This is a genomic window from Pseudomonas guariconensis (assembly GCF_040822035.1).
Classification (GTDB): domain Bacteria; phylum Pseudomonadota; class Gammaproteobacteria; order Pseudomonadales; family Pseudomonadaceae; genus Aquipseudomonas; species Aquipseudomonas guariconensis.
The window spans coordinates 450,038-465,689 of record NZ_CP162012.1; the positions used below are offsets into that span (position 1 = coordinate 450,038).

The following is a 15,652-nucleotide window of genomic DNA, read 5'->3' on the forward strand; positions in this document are numbered from 1 at the left end:
CGCGAAAGCGTCAGGCCAGGCAACGCATCGCGTGCGCCTTACCCCTCCAGGTATCTGCCCGCCAGCTGTTCGGCAGCCCCGCGTGCAGGGCCTACCAGATGTGGCGCCACCAGCATCATCACTTGATACACCACGATGCCCACGTCCCCTTCACGCCCAAGCACCCGCTGGTAATCGAGCGAAAACATCAGGGTCAGGGTGATCTGCTCCACCAGTTGCCCCAGCGCTTGCGTGTCGCTGCTCACAAGGCCTTGGCTCTTGAGGCTGGCGAGCAGGGCCGCCAGTGTGCGCTTGAGCGCATTGATCAGGCTGCGCATGCCGCGGGCCAGCTTCGGCAGGCGTCCGGTCAGGTTCGACAGGTCTTGGAACAGAAAACGGTACTGGGCCATGTGCTCGACGATCAGGTGCAGGAACAACCAATAATCCTCGGCGTCCAGGCGCACGCCCAGGGGTGGGTCCAGCAGCGGCATGAGCGCTTCCTCGAAGCGCTCGAAGAGCCCCAGCACCAACGGCTCCTTGCCATGAAAGTGGTAATAGAGGTTGCCCGGGCTGATGCCCAATTCGTTGGCGATCTCCAAGGTCGAGACGTTGGGTTCGCCCTGGCGATTGAACAAGTGCAAGGCGCATTCGAGGATACGATCACGGGTCTTCATCGTTTCAGCGTGCCCTGACATAGCTGCCCGGAGCCGGGCCCAGCGGTGGATAGCTGGCGTTGCCCAGCTCGGTCGCGGGGGCTTTCAGGCGCCCGGAGCGCTGGCCGATCCACTCCAGCCATTGGGGCCACCAGCTGCCTTCGTGGCGTGTGGCGTCGTGCACCCAGGCACGTGGGTCGCTCGACAGTGTGGGGTTCTCCAGGAAATGCGCCTTGGGGTTGCCAGGCGGGTTGATGATGCTCTGGATATGGCCGCTGTTGGCCAGCACGAAACGGCGTTTGCCACCGAGCAGCAAGGCCGAGCGGTACACCGCGTCCCACGGGGTGATGTGATCGTTGTTGCCGGCAACGGTGAAGCTGTCCAGGGTGACCTGGCTCAGGTCGATCGGTGTCCCGCACACCTGCATGCCGTTCGGGTAGGTCAAGGGGTTGAGCTTGAAGAAGTCCAGCAGCTCGCCATGAAACGCCGCGGGCAAACGCGTGTTGTCGGCGTTCCAGTAAAGGATGTCGAAAGCCGGTGGTGTCCTGCCCAGCAGGTAATTGTTGATCCAGTAGTTCCAGATCAGGTCGTTGGGCCGCATCCACGCGAAGATCCGCGCCACCTCGCCGCCATCGAGCACACCGCGCTGGTACGAGCGGCGCTTGGACGCCTCGATGGTCTGCTCGTCGGCGAACAGGCTCGCCGGGCTGTCGAATTGGCTGTCCAGCAGGCTGACCAGGTAGGTGGCGCTGCGTACCCGGCGCAATTGGCCCTTGGCCTGCAAGTGGCCCTGCAGGGCGGCCATGGTCAGGCTACCGGCGCAGGCGCCCATCAGGTTGGGGTCGCGGCTGCCGCTGATGCTGCGGCAGGCGACGAGGGCCTCTTCCAGCGCTTCCACGTAGCTGGACAACCCCCATTCGCGATGGCGTGGATCGGGGTTGCGCCAACTGACCATGAACACCTGCAGGCCGTTCTTGAGCATGTACTGCACGAAGCTGTTGGTCGGCCCAAGGTCGAAGATGTAGTACTTGTTGATCTGCGGCGGAATGACCATCAGCGGTCGGGCGTACTGTTTTTCGCTCATCGGCTTGTACTGGATCAGCTCCAGCAGCTCATTGCGAAACACCACGGCGCCAGGAGTGGCGGCGAGATTCACGCCCACCTCGAAAGCGCGCTCGTCCACCTGGCGCGGCAGGCCGTCGTTATGACGCAGGTCGTCGAGCAGGTGGGCCACGCCGCGGACCAGGCTCAGGCCGCCGGTGTTGAAGATTTCCTTGACCGCCAGAGGGTTGAGCAGCGAGTTGCTCGGAGCCAGGGCATCGTTGAGCAGGTTGAACAGAAAGTGGACACGAGCGCGGTCATCGTCGTCCAGCGTACTTTCCTCGATCCATTGGCGAGTTTGTTTCTGCCAGGCCAGGTAGGCCTGCAGCCCGCGACGGTAGAAAGGGTTCTGGCTCCAGGTCGGGTCGCTGAAGCGGTTGTCGCGCGGGTGGGGCTGGTGCGGGCTGTCGCCGAGCATCACCCGGGTCAGTTGACCGCCCAGGGCAAGCAGATGATGGGCGGTGTGCAAGGGGTTGCGCAGGCCAAGACGGCCGACATTGCGCAGTGTCGAGAACAGATCGCGCCCGCGCAGGCCGGTGATCGCGTTCTGTACATTGATGCTCGTGGCGGGGACCGGTGTCGTCCCTTTTACCGGTTTATCTGTCATCCCACACTCCGTCGTAAGGCCTCATCCACGTTCGTCTCGCGTAACCATCACCACCGGTGGGGCAGGGTTCAGCCGCCAGGGCCAGGGGCCGGGCGAGGATGCATGACCGCGCGCTGGCGCTCCTGCTGAAGGAATTTCATGATGATCGGCGCCACGGCTTCGGCCCGGGTAATCAGGAACAAATGCCCGTCGTCGATGATGTGCAGCTGTGCGTTGGGAATACGCCAGGCCAGCAGACGCATGTTGATCAGCGGAATCAACGGGTCATCGTCGCCGGCCAGTACCAGTGTCGGCTGCTGGAGCTTGTGCAGCCAGTGAATACTGGTCCAGCCAAGGCCAGCGAACAGTTGCCAGTAATAACCGGTCTTGCCGCCCGAGCGCACCTTGGCCGCGTGGTGCAGGGCCAGGTCGGGGTCGCGGCGAAAACCACCGCCATAAATCAACGGCGCGATGCGGATCACATGGGAGGGCTGCACATAGCGCCGGGGGCTGGCCATCATCATCAGCACCTTGGGCTTGCCCGGCACCATGAAGGCCCCAGCAGCGGTCGCGGCGAGGATCAGCTTCTTGCAGCGCTCGGGGTAATCGTGGGCGAACTGCTGGGCCAGTGCGCCGCCCCAGGACACGCCGATGACATTGACCTGGCCATAGTCGAGGTAGTCGAGCATGCGCGCAGTCAGCTTGGCCAGGCCTGGGAAGCGGTAAGGGCGGCTGGGCGTGGACGAGCCGCCGACACCCGGCACATCGAAGGCGATGACCTCGATGTCCGGGTCCAGCGCCTCGATGAACGGGAACACCAGCTCCAGGTTGGCGCCGATGCCATTGAAGATCAACAAAGGCGTCAGATGCGGCTTGCCGGGGCGGACCGCGGTGCGGATGGACTGGTTGTCCAGCTCGACTGTCCTGAATATGTAGGGTTGCGGCATGCACGGAACTCTAGGTCAAAAAGACGCCATGACGCGACCAAGCGGCCATGGCGACAGGTCTCATCGTTCGTGGACGTACGTCCCCGGTGCGGCTTCGCCTGCGGTGTAGGCGCGATTGCCCAGGCGGGTCGGCGCCTTTTTCAGCTCACCTGCGCGTTCACCCAGCCAGGCTTGCCAGTGTAGCCACCAGGAGTCGGCGTGCTTGATCGCGTTTTCCTGCCAGGCCACGGGATCGTCCGGGCGGTCTTCACCGGTCATGAAGCGCGCCTTGGGATTGCCGGGCGGGTTGAGGATGCTCTGGATATGCCCGCTGTTGGACAGCACGAACTCGATCTTGCCGCCGAACAGGTGCGCCGAGCGGTAGCAGGACTGCCACGGGGTGATGTGGTCGGCAGTGCCGGCGACGCTGTAGATGTCGCAGTGGACCTTCTTCAGGTCGATGGCGGTACCGCACACTTCCAGGGCGTCGGCGCGGGTCAGCGGGTTGTTCTTGAACATCTCGATCAGGTCGCCGTGGAAGGCGGCGGGCAGGCGCGTGGTGTCGTTGTTCCAGAACAGGATGTCGAAAATCGGCGGCTCGTTGCCGAGCAGGTAGTTGTTGACCCAGTAGTTCCAGATCAGGTCGTTCGGGCGCATCCAGGCGAACACCTTGGCCATGTCGCTGCCTTCGAGCACGCCGGCCTGGTAGGAGTGGCGCTTGGCGGCTTCGAGGGTCTGCTCGTCGACGAACAGCGCGACCTGGGTGTCCATGGTGGTGTCCAACACACTGACCAGCAGGGTCAGGGCGTTGACTTTGTTCTCGCCCAGCGCCGCGTAGTGGCCGACCAGCGCGGTGCAGGTGATGCCGCCGGAGCAGGCACCGAGCATATTCAGATCCTTGCTGCCGGTGATCGACAGCACCGCGTCCACGGCTTCCTTGAGTGCATCGATGTAGGTCGACAGGCCCCATTCGCGCTGAGCCTTGGTGGGGTTGCGCCAACTGATGATGAAGGTTTGCTGGTTCGAGCGCAGGCAAAAGCGCGCCAGGCTTTTTTCCGGGCTCAGGTCGAAGACATAGAACTTGTTGATTTGTGGCGGCACGATCAGCAGCGGACGGGCGTGCACCTGTTCGGTGATGGGGCTGTACTGGATCAGCTCCAACACGTCGTTGCGATACACAACGGCCCCTTCGCTGGTGCCCAGGTTCTTGCCCACTTCGAAGGCGTCCATGTTCACCTGGCTGGGCATGCCACCGTTGTTGACCAGGTCCTTCGCCAGGTTGGACAGGCCATCGAGCAGGCTCTTGCCGCCGGTCTCGAAGAAGCGCTTGACCGCTGCCGGGTTGGCCAGGGTATTGGTCGGGGCCATGGCCTCGGTCATCAGGTTGATGACGAACTGCCCGCGGCTGACATCCTGAGGGGAGAGGTCGCTGTTGCCGATCCAGTCCTGCAGCTCCTTGCGCCAGGCCAGGTAGGTCTGCAGATAGCGGCGATACAGTGGGTTCTGGCTCCAGGCCGGGTCATTGAAGCGGCGGTCATCGCCACTGGGCTGCAGGCTGGACTTGCCCAGCAGCACGTTCTTGAGTTCCAGGCCAAAGTGCGCCACGTGCTTGGCGCTGTGCAGCGGCTGGCGAACGGCCTGGCGCAAGACGGTGCGCGCCGATGTCAGCAGATCCTTGCGACGAATGCCGATGACCGGGTTCAGGCCCAGGGTGTTCTCCGAGGCCTGCCGCTGCAACTCATCGTTGTTCTTGTTACTCATCTACGACGCTCCGTTGTCCTGAGACGAGTACCGGTTGGCTGTGGCGGGTACACAGACGATTGCCCGGTACTGCTGCTCGGGTGACCAGTGATAAGAAACAGCGGTGCTGCGACCGGATGCGTCAGGCGATGAGCTGCGGGATTTTCTGCGTGTGAAGACAGCCTGCTTTCGCTCGCGACCTCTACATACCGGCCCGACCCTGCCCGCGCGTTCGACGATGCAGGGAACTTGCCAGCTCCATTGGTTACCCGACTTTCATGTAATGCGCAAGACAGCTCGTGCATGAGCTGTCTGTAGGGCATTCAAACAGATGAGATTAGAAAACGCGCTCTAAAGCGTGGAAGTCTTGCACTAGAGCATGAGTTTGACGACGGATTCGGCCGGGTCGCGGGATTTGCCGGCTTTGTGCAACTCATCGAGGTACTCGGCCCACAGCTGCTCCTGGCGTAGGCACAACTGCTCGAGGTACTCCCAGGTGAACAGGCCGCTGTCGTGGCCGTCATCGAAGATCAGTTTCAGGGCGTATTGCCCGGCAGGTTCCAGGCCCGTAAGGCCGACGTTGATCTTGCCGAACTGCAGGATGGGATTGCCGTGGCCCTGGACCTCGGCGGAGGGGGAGTGCACCCGCAGGAATTCGGCGGGCAGGTGATAGACCTCGCCGGGGGCGTAAGTGAGGCTGAGGGTCTTGGAGGCTTTGTGCAGGTTGATGGCGGTGGGCAGGCGGGCCATGGGGGAATCTCTCGGGAGCTGATAAGGCAAGCTTCCAGCTTCTTGTGGAGGGATTCAAGGGCCCATTCGCGGGTGAACCCGCTCCCACAAGGTCACTGCAATCCTTGTGGAGCGGGTTACCCGTGAAGAAGGCGAGGCTGGGCTTACAGGATGTAGCGCGACAGGTCTTCGTTCTGCGCCAGCTCACCGAGGTGGCTGTTCACGTAGGACGCGTCGATGCGGATCGGCGCTTCGTCATGGGCGCTGGCCAGGTCGCCCGCGCTGAACGACACCTCTTCGAGCAGGCGCTCGAGCAGGGTGTGCAGGCGGCGGGCGCCGATGTTCTCGGTCTTTTCGTTGACCTGATAGGCGATCTCGGCCAAGCGCTTGATGCCGTCGGCGGCGAACTCGATGTTCAGGCCTTCGGTCTTGAGCAGCTCGCGGTATTGCTCAGTGAGCGAGGCGTGCGGCTCTTGCAGGATGCGCTCGAAGTCTTCCGGGGTCAGCGCCTTGAGCTCGACACGGATCGGCAGCCGGCCTTGCAGCTCAGGTACCAGGTCGCTTGGCTTGCTCAGGTGGAACGCGCCGGAGGCGATGAACAGGATATGGTCGGTCTTGACCATGCCCAGCTTGGTGTTGACGGTGCAACCTTCGATCAGCGGCAGCAGGTCGCGCTGCACGCCTTCGCGGGAGACATCGGCGCCGCCGACGTTGCCGCGCTTGGCCACTTTGTCGATTTCGTCGATGAACACGATGCCGTGCTGCTCGACCGCTTTCAAGGCCTTGGCCTTGAGCTCTTCCTCGTTGACCAGGCGGCTGGCTTCCTCGTCACGCACCATCTTGAGCGCTTCCTTGACCTTGAGCTTGCGCGCCTTGCGCTTGCCCTTGCCCATGTTGGCGAACAGGCTTTGCAGCTGGTTGGTCATTTCTTCCATGCCGGGTGGCGCGGCAATCTCGACACCCATGGACTCGGCCACTTCGATCTCGATTTCCTTGTCGTCCAGCTGGCCTTCGCGCAGGCGCTTGCGGAACAGCTGGCGGGTGTTGGAGTCGCTGCTCGACTGGGAGGCTTCCTCGGCGAAGCTGCTGACCCGGGCCTGGGGCAGCAGGGCGTCGAGGATGCGGTCCTCGGCAGCGTCCTCGGCGCGGTGGCGCACGCGGATGATCTCCTGCTCGCGGAGCATCTTCAGCGCGGCATCGGCCAGGTCGCGGATGATCGATTCGACGTCACGGCCGACATAGCCCACTTCGGTGAACTTGGTGGCTTCGACCTTGAGGAATGGCGCGTTGGCCAGTTTGGCCAGGCGACGGGCGATCTCGGTCTTGCCCACGCCGGTTGGGCCGATCATCAGGATGTTCTTGGGGGTGACTTCTGCGCGCAGCTCGGCCGGCAGCTGCATGCGGCGCCAGCGGTTGCGCAGGGCAATGGCCACGGCGCGCTTGGCGTCGTCCTGGCCGATGATGTGGCGGTTGAGTTCGTGAACGATCTCGCGGGGGGTCATGGACATGATGAAAATGGTCCTTGATCAGAGTGGGTCAGCGTGGAAAAGCCCTGTCACCGGGACCGGGCGCCAAAACAGCTGATCACTCGGCCAGGTCCTGCTCCTCGATGGTCAGGTTGTGGTTGGTGAACACGCAGATGTCACCGGCGATGTTCAAGGCGGTCTCGGCGATCTCGCGAGCCGAGAGGTCGGTCTTGTTCAGCAGGGCGCGCGCAGCGGCCTGGGCGTAGGCACCGCCGGAACCCATGGCGATCAAGCCGTCTTCGGGCTCGACCACGTCACCGTTGCCGGTGATGATCAGGGAGGCATCCTTGTTGGCCACGGCGAGCATGGCTTCCAGGCGGCTCAGGGAACGGTCGGTGCGCCACTCCTTGGCCAGTTCGACGGCGGCACGGATCAGGTGGCCTTGGTGTTTTTCCAGCTGGCCTTCAAAACGCTCGAACAAGGTGAAGGCATCGGCGGTGGCACCGGCGAAGCCGGCGATGACCTGGCCGTGGTACAGGCGACGGACTTTCTTCGCGTTGCCTTTCATCACGGTATTGCCGAGGGAAACCTGGCCGTCGCCGCCCATGACGACTTTGCCGTGGCGGCGGACTGAAACGATGGTAGTCAAGGGAGAGTCTCCACGCAGCGGGGCGAAAATGCCTGTTGCAGACTCATATGGGGGTGGGGGGAAGGATTTCAACCGGGGGGGATGAATGGTCGTGCCGGGCAGGGCCATCGGTGTTGCCCATTCGCGGGTAAGCCCGCTCCCACAGGCGCTAGGATCCCTGTGGAGGCGGGCTTACCCGCGAAATGGATTCGCTCAGGCCTCGTGGCAGACGTGCCCGTCGACCAAGGTATAACGCACCGCGCCCGGCAGGCAGTGGCCGATGAACGGGCAGTTCTCGCCGCGCGAGAACCATTGCTCGCCCGCGACCGTGGAAGCGTTCGGGTCGAACAGCACCAGGTCCGCCGCTGCGCCGACCTTGAGCTCGCCGGCCGGCAGACGCATGGCCGCCGCCGGGCCGCTGCTCAGGCGGGCCAGCAAGGTCGGCAGGTCGAGCAGGCCGTCTTCGACCAGCGTCATGGCCAATGGCAGCAGCAGCTCGACGCTGCTGATCCCAGGCTCCGTGGCACCGAATGGTGCCAGCTTGGCGTCACGCTCGTGGGGTTGGTGGTGGCTGGAGATCGCCTGGATCACACCCGATTTGACCGCCTCGCGCAGCCCATCGCGGTCGGCGGCGGTGCGCAGCGGCGGTTGCACGTGATAGAGGCTGGAGAAGTCGCGCAGCGCCTCGTCGGTGAGAATCAGCTGGTACAGCGCCACATCGGCGGTGACCGGCAGGCCAAGCTGCTGGGCCTGGGCGATCAGTCGTGCACCGCGGGCGCTGGTGATCTGGCTGAAGTGCGCGCGTACGCCAGTTTGTTCGACCAGCAGTAGGTTTCGCGCCAGGGCCACGGTCTCGGCAGTCTCGGGGATGCCCGGCAGGCCGAGGAAGCTCGCCATCGGGCCTTCGTGGGCCAGGCCGCCCTGGGCCAGGTCGCGGTCCTGGGAGTGGAAAACCACGGTCAGGTCGAAGGTGGCGGCATATTCCAGCGCGCGGGCCAGGGTGCGGTTGTTCGGGATTTCCTTCAGGCCGTTGCCGAAGGCCACGCAGCCGGTGTCGCGCAAGGCGACCAGCTCGGCCAGTTGCTCGCCTTCCAGGCCCTTGGTCAAGGCGCCAATCGGGTAGACCTTGCTGTTGGCCGCTTCACGGGCGCGGTCGAGGATCAGTTCGGCCACGGCCGAGGTGTCCAGCACCGGTTTGGTCTGCGGCGGGCAGCACAAACTGGTGACACCACCGGCGACCGCAGCGCGGGTCTCGCTGGCGATGTTGCCCTTGCGGCTGTATCCCGGCTCGCGCAGGGAGACGCCGAGGTCGACCAGGCCCGGGGCTGCCACCAGGCCGTCGGCCTGGATCGTGCGGTTGGCAGTGAAGCCGGCGGGCGCTGCACCGATGGCCGCGATGCGACCGCCGTCGAGGTGCAAGTCAGTGATGGTGTCCAGGCCGCTGGCAGGATCGATGACCCGGGCGCCGATAATGCTGATGGTCACTGGGCGTTCTCCTGGTCGAATTGACGTTGCGCGGTCTGGCCGCTCATGGCCATGGACAGCACGGCCATGCGCACGGCGATGCCGTAGGTCACCTGGTTGAGGATCACCGAGTGCTGACCGTCGGCTACCGCCGACTCGATCTCCACCCCACGGTTGATCGGACCGGGGTGCATGACGATGGCATCGGGCTTGGCGCCGGCCAGGCGTGCGGTGGTCAGGCCGAACAGGCGGTAGAACTCGCCCTCGCTGGGCAGCAGGCCGCCGGCCATGCGTTCGCGCTGCAGGCGCAGCATGATCACCACGTCGACATCTTTCAGGCCCTGGGCCAGGTCGGTGTAGACCTTCACCCCGTACTGCTCGATACCCACCGGGATCAGAGTCTTGGGGCCGACCACGCGGATGTCGGGGCAACCGAGGGCCTTGAGCGCCAGCATGTCGGAGCGGGCCACGCGCGAGTGCAGGATGTCGCCGACGATGGCCACCGAGAGGTTCTCGAAGCTGCCTTTGTGGCGACGGATGGTCAGCATGTCGAGCATGCCCTGGGTCGGGTGCGCATGGCGGCCGTCACCGCCGTTGATCACGGCGACTTCCGGGCAGACATGCTCGGCGATGAAGTGGGCGGCGCCCGAGTCGGAGTGGCGCACGACGAACATGTCGGCGGCCATGGCTTCGAGGTTACGCAGTGTGTCGAACAAGGTCTCGCCCTTGCTGGTCGAGGAGGTCGACACGTTCAGGCTGATCACGTCCGCCGACAGGCGCTGGGCGGCCAGCTCGAAGGTGGTGCGGGTACGGGTGGAGTTTTCGAAGAACACGTTGCAGACGGTCTTGCCGCGCAGCAACGGGACTTTTTTCACGGCCCGGGCGCCGACTTCCAGGAAGGAGTCGGCGGTGTCGAGGATCTCGGTCAGCAGTTCGCGGGGCAAACCGTCGAGCGAGAGAAAGTGGCGCAGCTGGCCCTGGTCATTGAGCTGCAGCGGGCGCTTGGCGTCGAATGGCGTCATCGCGAGGGACTCTTAAAGGGCGGAAGCGGTGGCGAGGTCCTGGCGCTCGAGGACGAGCGGTGCCGGTCCGGTCAATTTTACCCGTTCAGTGGGCGCCAGTTGCAAGGTGGCGCCCAGCACGTTCGGGCGGATCGGCAATTCGCCGGCGTCCAGGTCCAGCAGGCAGACCAGGGTGACGCTGGCCGGGCGGCCATAATCGAACAGTTCATTGAGCGCGGCGCGGATGGTGCGACCGCTCATCAGCACGTCGTCCACCAGCACCAGGTGCTGGCCTTCGATTTCGAAGGGCAGCTCGGACGGACGCACTTGCGGGTGCAGGCCGTTCTGGCTGAAGTCGTCGCGGTAGAAGGACACGTCCAGGGTGCCCAGCGGGCTGCTGTCGCCCAGCTCCTGCTGCAGGGCCTGGGCTACCCATACGCCGCCGGTGCGGATGCCGATGAAGCGCGGCTCGGTGATAGTGCGACGGGCCAGGTGGGCGCGAAGGTCGACGGCCATCTGCCGGATCAGGTCGGCGGGATTGGGTAGGCTCATTGCGTGCTCCTCGGAAGGGGGGCGCCGGGCTGGGCCGGCGGCGAAGCGGATTTAAGTATTGGCCTCCAGCCAGCCCTGCAGGAGCAGGGCGGCGGCAATGGCATCGACCGGGTTGTCGCGGTAGCTGCCATGGCGCATGCCTCGGGCCATCTGCTCGCCCTTGGCTTCGAAGGTGGTCAGACGCTCGTCATGAGTGTGCACAGGCAGGTTGTAGCGGCCATGCAGGCGGCGGGCGAACTTCTCGGCCCGGGCGCTCATTTCGCTGGGCGTGCCGTCCATGTTCAGCGGCAGGCCAACGATGATGGCGTCGGGCTTCCATTCGGTGATGAGCTTTTCCACCTGGGCCCAGTCCGGGACGCCGTTCTGGGCTTTAAGCGTGCACAATTCGCGGGCCTGGCCGGTGACCACCTGGCCGACGGCCACGCCGATCTGTTTGCTGCCATAGTCGAAGCCCAGCAGCAGGCGCAGCTCGGCCATCAGGCGTGACCCGCTTGGCTGGTCAGCAGGCTGAGGTTGATCCCCAGGCTGGCGGCGGCTGCCTCGAGGCGCTGCTCGCTGGCCAGTCCGAAGATGATCTCGGCGTCGAAGGGGCAGTTGAGCCAGGCGTTGTCGGCAAGCTCGGCTTCCAGTTGGCCGGCTTCCCAACCGGCATAACCCAAGGTGATCAGGCTCTGCTTGGGCCCTACGCCTTCGGCGATGGCGAACAGCACGTCCTGGGAGGTCGAGAGCGACAGCCCCTGCAGCTCCACCGTGGCCTGATAACTGCAGTCGCTGCTGTGCAACACGAAGCCGCGATCGGTCTGCACCGGGCCACCCTGGTAGATCGGCACCTGCAGGGTGCTGGCCGGTGGCTCCTCATCCGGGCGTAGCTGCTCCAAGATGTCGGCCAGGTTCAGCTCCTGCGGGCGGTTGATCACCAGGCCCATGGCGCCGTTGGCGTTGTGCTCGACAATATAGGTGAGGGTCTGGGCAAAGTTCGGATCGACCATGTGCGGCATGGCGATCAGGAACTGATGCTTGAGGTAGCTCGGGCTGAGGGTTTTCATGAGTGATAGTGTGGCGTCAGCTGGGCTCGGCTTCAAGCTGCAAGCTTCAAGCGGCAAGAAAAAGCACGGCTGTGAATGCCCGCGCTTTTTTCTTGCCGTTTGAGGCGTGTGACGTGCGGCTAGTTACTGGACAACCGGTCCCCGCGGGCGAAGCGCCAGGTACGGATGATCTCCAGGCGGTCGAACTCCGCCAGGTCGCCTGTGAACGGTGCAAACGGCGCGGCCAGACGGACGATGCGTTGGGCCGCCTGGTCGAGCACCGGCTGACCAGAGGATTCGAGCACCAGCACTTCGTACAGCGAGCCGTCGCGGTTGATCGAGACCATCATCCGCAAGTTGCCGTAGATCTGTTGGCGTCGCGCTTCTTCGGGATAATTGAGGTTGCCCACGCGCTCCACCTTCTTGCGCCATTCTTCCTTGTACCAGGCGCCTTTGTCGCGCATGGTCGAGGCTGCGTTGAGGCGATGGATGCGCGGGCGCTTGGCATACATCTGCTGTTCGTTGGACAGCTCCGCCTCGAGGCTGGCGATCTGGCTGGAGAGCTGCGAACTGTCGAAGTCCGGCACCGCTGCCTGGGGCTTGGGCTGCGCCTTGCTTTCCTTGGGCTTGGGCTCGACCTTCTGCACCTTGGGTGCCTTGGTGGCCACCGCGGACTTCTGCGGCGGGGGCGGGGTTTCCTGGCGAGCGGCTGGCGGTGGGGTGATCTTGTTGATCTTGCTGTCCTGGAAGGGCGCGACCTCGGTGGTCTTGGGTACGGCTTTCTTTTCCAGGGTGCCGCTGCCTTGCTGGTTGTCCTGGGCCTGGAAGTCGGCCTTCTCGGGCGGCTTCTCGCTCTTGAAGGTGGCCAGGGTGATGTCCATCGTGTGGCGGATTTCGCTGGGCTTGCTGATGGTGAAACCCACGCCGAGGATCAGCGCCAGGTGCACCAAGGCAGCCAGGAACAGGGTGAAGCCAAGCCGGTCCACCGGGCGGACGCGGGGTGGGAGCAGGTCGGCAGGGATGTCGGCAGGCAGCGTCATCAGGTATCCAAGGGCAGCTTCGAATCACAAGCTGCAAGCTTCAAGTAAAAGCGGCCCGGTGCAGGCCTGCCCGTACGTGCAGCTTGCAGCTTGAAGCTGCGCATCATACCCCACTGCGTGGCATTGCCACGTGTCCTCGGTCAGCGCGCCTTGAGCTTGCGATCAATGGCGTCCATCAGCTGGGCGCCGATGTGGGTGTCGTAGGCGGCGTCGATTTCGCGAATGCAGGTCGGGCTGGTGACGTTGATCTCGGTCAGGTAGTCGCCGATCACGTCCAGGCCGACGAACAGCAGGCCCTTCTCGCGCAGGGTCGGGCCAACTTGGGCGGCGATCCAGCGATCGCGCTCGGTCAGCGGGCGGGCTTCGCCTCGACCGCCAGCGGCCAGGTTGCCACGGGTCTCGCCGCTGGCCGGGATGCGCGCCAGGCAGTAGGGCACCGGTTCGCCGTCGATCATCAGGATGCGCTTGTCGCCGTCCTTGATCTGCGGCAGGTATTCCTGGGCCATGATCTGCTGGGTGCCATGCTGGGTGAGGGTCTCGAGGATCACCGACAGGTTGGGGTCGTCCTTGCGGTGGCGGAACACCGAGGCACCGCCCATGCCGTCCAGCGGCTTGAGGATCACGTCGCCACGGCTGTCGGCGAACTCACGCAGGATGTCCACGCGGCGGCTGACCAGCGTGGGCGCCATGCACTGCGGGAACTGGGTGGCGAACAGCTTCTCGTTGCAATCGCGCAGGCTCTGCGGGCGGTTGACCACCAGCACGCCTTCGCGCTCGGCCTGCTCCAGCAGGTAGGTGCTGTAGACGAACTCCATGTCGAAGGGCGGATCCTTGCGCATCAGGACCACATCCAGCTCGCTCAGGGCGCTGTCCTGCTCCTCGCCCAGTTCGAACCAGCGGGCCGGATCGGCGAACACCTTCAGGGGGCGCATCTGGGCCCGGGCCTGGCCCGCGCCCAGGTAGAGGTCGCGCTGCTCCATGTAGAACAGGCTCCAGCCACGTTCCTGGGCCGCCAGCAGCATGGCCAGCGAGCTGTCCTTTTTGTAGGAGATGGACGCGATAGGGTCCATGACAATCCCGAGGCGAACGCTCATGGGGTGGTTCCTCTTGGCGGCGCGGGGCCGCGGTGATTCGAAAGAAAAGTGGCTCAGGGTGGCGCCGGGAGCGCCGATGGTCAAGGGGTTCGGCGGATGGAATGGCTATCCGGAGTGTGCTAAAAGTGCAGCTGCAAGCCTTGAACTACAAGCCTTGAGAAAAACCAGCCATGCGTCGGCGCGCTTTTTCTCGCAGCTTGATGCTTGCAACTGCAGCTAATTCCCACTGGTAGGCAACTATGGAACAACCCCTGAAGGTGATGGTGATCGACGATTCGCGCACGATCCGCCGCACCGCACAGATGTTGCTCGGCGAGGCCGGCTGCGAGGTGATCACCGCCAGTGATGGTTTCGATGCCCTGGCCAAGATCGTCGACCACAAGCCCCAGGTCATCTTCGTCGATGTACTGATGCCTCGCCTGGATGGCTACCAGACCTGCGCGGTGATCAAGCAGAACAGCACCTTCAAGGATACCCCGGTCATCCTGCTGTCCTCGCGCGACGGCCTGTTCGACAAGGCCCGCGGTCGGGTGGTCGGCTCAGACCAGTTCCTGACCAAGCCATTCAGCAAGGAAGAACTGCTCGATGCGATCAGGGCTCATGTGCCCGGTTTCGTCGTGCAAGAACAACACGCACCCTGACACCGCCGCGCCTGGCGGCGTCTTCTTTTCCTTTAAATGGGGAAACAGCATGGCCCGAGTTTTGATCGTCGACGATTCGCCGACAGAGATGTACAGACTGACCGCCTGGCTGGAGAAGCATGGCCACCAGGTGCTCAAGGCCGACAACGGCGCCGATGGCGTGGCCCTGGCCCGTCAGGAGAAACCCGACGCGGTGCTGATGGACATCGTCATGCCGGGCATGAATGGTTTTCAGGCTACCCGTCAGCTGAGCAAGGACCCTGAGACCCGCGCCATTCCGGTGATCGTGGTCACCACCAAGGACCAGGAAACCGACCGGGTCTGGGCCACACGCCAGGGCGCGCGCGACTTCCTGACCAAGCCTGTGGAAGAGGCGGCCCTGATCAGCAAACTCAAAGAAGTGCTCGGGGCTTGACCACCCGCCCCCATGGCGCGTCGCTGACCGCCTTCGAGCTGTTGCTGGACATCGACCGGCGTTGTCGCCTGTTGGTAGCGGACCAGCCCTTGCAAGACACCCGCTTGCAGCAATGGAGCGGCATTGGGTTTCGCATTGCCGGGCAGTGGTTCGTGGCCCCCATGGGCGAAGTCGCCGAGGTCCTGCATGAGCCGCGCACTAGCCGGGTCCCCGGCGTGCAGCCCTGGGTCTGCGGTGTGGCCAATCTGCGTGGCCGGCTGCTGCCGGTTATGGACTTGAGCGCCTTCTTCGGCCTAGGCCCTGCGGCGGCGGGCAAGCAGCGGCGTGTGTTGGTGCTGGACCACGAAGAACTGTTCGCCGGCCTATTGGTGGACGAAGTCCTGGGCCTTCAACACTTTGCCCTGAGCAGTCTGGAGCTGTCGCCACCGCAGCCCTTGCTGCGTGCCGCGGCGCCCTTCGTCCAGGGGCATTTTCCCCGTGAGCGCAACTGGGCGATCTTCAGCCCGTTCGCCCTGGCCCAGGCGCCAGGCTTTCTCGACGTGGCGTTGTAGAGGATGCTTCGACCGTGAACAAACCCGCCACCCCCGTCGCTCCGGTTGCCGAAAGCCAGCG

General features: G+C 64.3%; 17 protein-coding genes. 3 read left to right on the plus strand and 14 right to left on the minus strand.

What is annotated here, in order from left to right; genetic code table 11:
* Nucleotides 1–38: 38 nt before the first annotated feature.
* The 14 genes from AB1N67_RS02070 to gshB form a co-directional block, all read right to left on the minus strand.
* On the minus strand, nt 39–653 hold the full coding sequence (locus AB1N67_RS02070) for a TetR/AcrR family transcriptional regulator (protein ID WP_043207165.1): 615 nt from the start codon (nt 651–653) through the stop codon (nt 39–41).
* A 4-nt stretch (nt 654–657) separates the two neighbouring features.
* A complete protein-coding gene (phaC, locus tag AB1N67_RS02075; RefSeq protein ID WP_367863499.1) occupies nt 658–2,340 on the minus strand; it encodes a class II poly(R)-hydroxyalkanoic acid synthase in 1,683 nt (560 codons plus the stop codon).
* Nucleotides 2,341–2,408: 68 nt separating this feature from the next.
* Complete coding sequence (phaZ, locus tag AB1N67_RS02080) at nt 2,409–3,266, minus strand: poly(3-hydroxyalkanoate) depolymerase (protein WP_043207169.1); 858 nt, start codon at nt 3,264–3,266, stop codon at nt 2,409–2,411.
* A gap of 60 nt (nt 3,267–3,326) precedes the next feature.
* Nucleotides 3,327–5,006 carry a class II poly(R)-hydroxyalkanoic acid synthase gene (gene phaC / locus AB1N67_RS02085; RefSeq protein WP_043207173.1) on the minus strand — a complete coding sequence of 560 codons (1,680 nt, stop codon included), beginning with the start codon at nt 5,004–5,006 and terminating at the stop codon, nt 3,327–3,329.
* Between the two features lie 351 nt (nt 5,007–5,357).
* Complete coding sequence (locus AB1N67_RS02090) at nt 5,358–5,735, minus strand: gamma-butyrobetaine hydroxylase-like domain-containing protein (protein ID WP_070571077.1); 378 nt, start codon at nt 5,733–5,735, stop codon at nt 5,358–5,360.
* Nucleotides 5,736–5,878: 143 nt separating this feature from the next.
* Nucleotides 5,879–7,222 (minus strand): ATP-dependent protease ATPase subunit HslU, encoded by a 1,344-nt coding sequence (gene hslU, locus AB1N67_RS02095; RefSeq protein ID WP_367863500.1) that lies wholly within the window; start codon nt 7,220–7,222, stop codon nt 5,879–5,881.
* 76 nt (nt 7,223–7,298) lie between these two features.
* On the minus strand, nt 7,299–7,829 hold the full coding sequence (gene hslV / locus AB1N67_RS02100; RefSeq protein ID WP_043207181.1) for an ATP-dependent protease subunit HslV: 531 nt from the start codon (nt 7,827–7,829) through the stop codon (nt 7,299–7,301).
* Nucleotides 7,830–8,021: 192 nt separating this feature from the next.
* On the minus strand, nt 8,022–9,293 hold the full coding sequence (locus tag AB1N67_RS02105) for a dihydroorotase (protein ID WP_043207184.1): 1,272 nt from the start codon (nt 9,291–9,293) through the stop codon (nt 8,022–8,024).
* Nucleotides 9,290–10,294, minus strand: coding sequence for an aspartate carbamoyltransferase catalytic subunit (locus AB1N67_RS02110; protein ID WP_043207186.1), 1,005 nt, complete (start codon nt 10,292–10,294; stop codon nt 9,290–9,292). The genes AB1N67_RS02105 and AB1N67_RS02110 overlap by 4 nt, the downstream gene beginning before the upstream one ends.
* Nucleotides 10,295–10,306: 12 nt before the next feature.
* Nucleotides 10,307–10,825 (minus strand): bifunctional pyr operon transcriptional regulator/uracil phosphoribosyltransferase PyrR, encoded by a 519-nt coding sequence (gene pyrR / locus AB1N67_RS02115; protein ID WP_043207188.1) that lies wholly within the window; start codon nt 10,823–10,825, stop codon nt 10,307–10,309.
* Nucleotides 10,826–10,876: 51 nt separating this feature from the next.
* The gene (gene ruvX, locus AB1N67_RS02120; protein ID WP_182817036.1) at nt 10,877–11,302 is read right to left on the minus strand and encodes a Holliday junction resolvase RuvX; all 426 of its coding nucleotides are present in this window, start codon (nt 11,300–11,302) and stop codon (nt 10,877–10,879) included.
* Nucleotides 11,302–11,871: a YqgE/AlgH family protein gene (locus AB1N67_RS02125; RefSeq protein WP_043207193.1), complete on the minus strand. Its 570-nt coding sequence runs from the start codon at nt 11,869–11,871 to the stop codon at nt 11,302–11,304. The genes ruvX and AB1N67_RS02125 overlap by 1 nt, the downstream gene beginning before the upstream one ends.
* A gap of 119 nt (nt 11,872–11,990) precedes the next feature.
* Nucleotides 11,991–12,890, minus strand: coding sequence for an energy transducer TonB (locus AB1N67_RS02130; RefSeq protein ID WP_043207195.1), 900 nt, complete (start codon nt 12,888–12,890; stop codon nt 11,991–11,993).
* Nucleotides 12,891–13,030: 140 nt separating this feature from the next.
* Nucleotides 13,031–13,984: a glutathione synthase gene (gshB, locus tag AB1N67_RS02135; RefSeq protein ID WP_043207196.1), complete on the minus strand. Its 954-nt coding sequence runs from the start codon at nt 13,982–13,984 to the stop codon at nt 13,031–13,033.
* A 239-nt stretch (nt 13,985–14,223) separates the two neighbouring features.
* On the opposite strand from gshB, the gene AB1N67_RS02140 reads away from it, so the two are divergent.
* From AB1N67_RS02140 to AB1N67_RS02150, 3 genes are read left to right on the plus strand one after another with little or no spacing between them, the layout of a single operon-like run.
* Nucleotides 14,224–14,625, plus strand: a complete 402-nt coding sequence (locus tag AB1N67_RS02140; RefSeq protein ID WP_043207200.1) for a PleD family two-component system response regulator — start codon at nt 14,224–14,226, stop codon at nt 14,623–14,625.
* Nucleotides 14,626–14,674: 49 nt separating this feature from the next.
* Nucleotides 14,675–15,040: a twitching motility response regulator PilH gene (gene pilH, locus AB1N67_RS02145; RefSeq protein WP_043207202.1), complete on the plus strand. Its 366-nt coding sequence runs from the start codon at nt 14,675–14,677 to the stop codon at nt 15,038–15,040.
* On the plus strand, nt 15,037–15,591 hold the full coding sequence (locus AB1N67_RS02150) for a chemotaxis protein CheW (protein ID WP_043207204.1): 555 nt from the start codon (nt 15,037–15,039) through the stop codon (nt 15,589–15,591). The genes pilH and AB1N67_RS02150 overlap by 4 nt, the downstream gene beginning before the upstream one ends.
* Nucleotides 15,592–15,652 lie beyond the last annotated feature (61 nt).

What these genes read in the sequence shown, in the direction of transcription:
- AB1N67_RS02070 (WP_043207165.1), bottom strand. Translation starts at nt 653, where the DNA reads ATGAAGACCCGTGATCGTATCCTCGAATGCGCCTTGCACTTGTTCAAT.
- phaC (WP_367863499.1), bottom strand. Translation starts at nt 2,340, where the DNA reads ATGACAGATAAACCGGTAAAAGGGACGACACCGGTCCCCGCCACGAGC.
- phaZ (WP_043207169.1), bottom strand. Translation starts at nt 3,266, where the DNA reads ATGCCGCAACCCTACATATTCAGGACAGTCGAGCTGGACAACCAGTCC.
- phaC (WP_043207173.1), bottom strand. Translation starts at nt 5,006, where the DNA reads ATGAGTAACAAGAACAACGATGAGTTGCAGCGGCAGGCCTCGGAGAAC.
- AB1N67_RS02090 (WP_070571077.1), bottom strand. Translation starts at nt 5,735, where the DNA reads ATGGCCCGCCTGCCCACCGCCATCAACCTGCACAAAGCCTCCAAGACC.
- hslU (WP_367863500.1), bottom strand. Translation starts at nt 7,222, where the DNA reads ATGTCCATGACCCCCCGCGAGATCGTTCACGAACTCAACCGCCACATC.
- AB1N67_RS02110 (WP_043207186.1), bottom strand. Translation starts at nt 10,294, where the DNA reads ATGACGCCATTCGACGCCAAGCGCCCGCTGCAGCTCAATGACCAGGGC.
- pyrR (WP_043207188.1), bottom strand. Translation starts at nt 10,825, where the DNA reads ATGAGCCTACCCAATCCCGCCGACCTGATCCGGCAGATGGCCGTCGAC.
- ruvX (WP_182817036.1), bottom strand. Translation starts at nt 11,302, where the DNA reads ATGGCCGAGCTGCGCCTGCTGCTGGGCTTCGACTATGGCAGCAAACAG.
- AB1N67_RS02125 (WP_043207193.1), bottom strand. Translation starts at nt 11,871, where the DNA reads ATGAAAACCCTCAGCCCGAGCTACCTCAAGCATCAGTTCCTGATCGCC.
- AB1N67_RS02130 (WP_043207195.1), bottom strand. Translation starts at nt 12,890, where the DNA reads ATGACGCTGCCTGCCGACATCCCTGCCGACCTGCTCCCACCCCGCGTC.
- gshB (WP_043207196.1), bottom strand. Translation starts at nt 13,984, where the DNA reads ATGAGCGTTCGCCTCGGGATTGTCATGGACCCTATCGCGTCCATCTCC.
- AB1N67_RS02140 (WP_043207200.1), top strand. Translation starts at nt 14,224, where the DNA reads ATGGAACAACCCCTGAAGGTGATGGTGATCGACGATTCGCGCACGATC.
- pilH (WP_043207202.1), top strand. Translation starts at nt 14,675, where the DNA reads ATGGCCCGAGTTTTGATCGTCGACGATTCGCCGACAGAGATGTACAGA.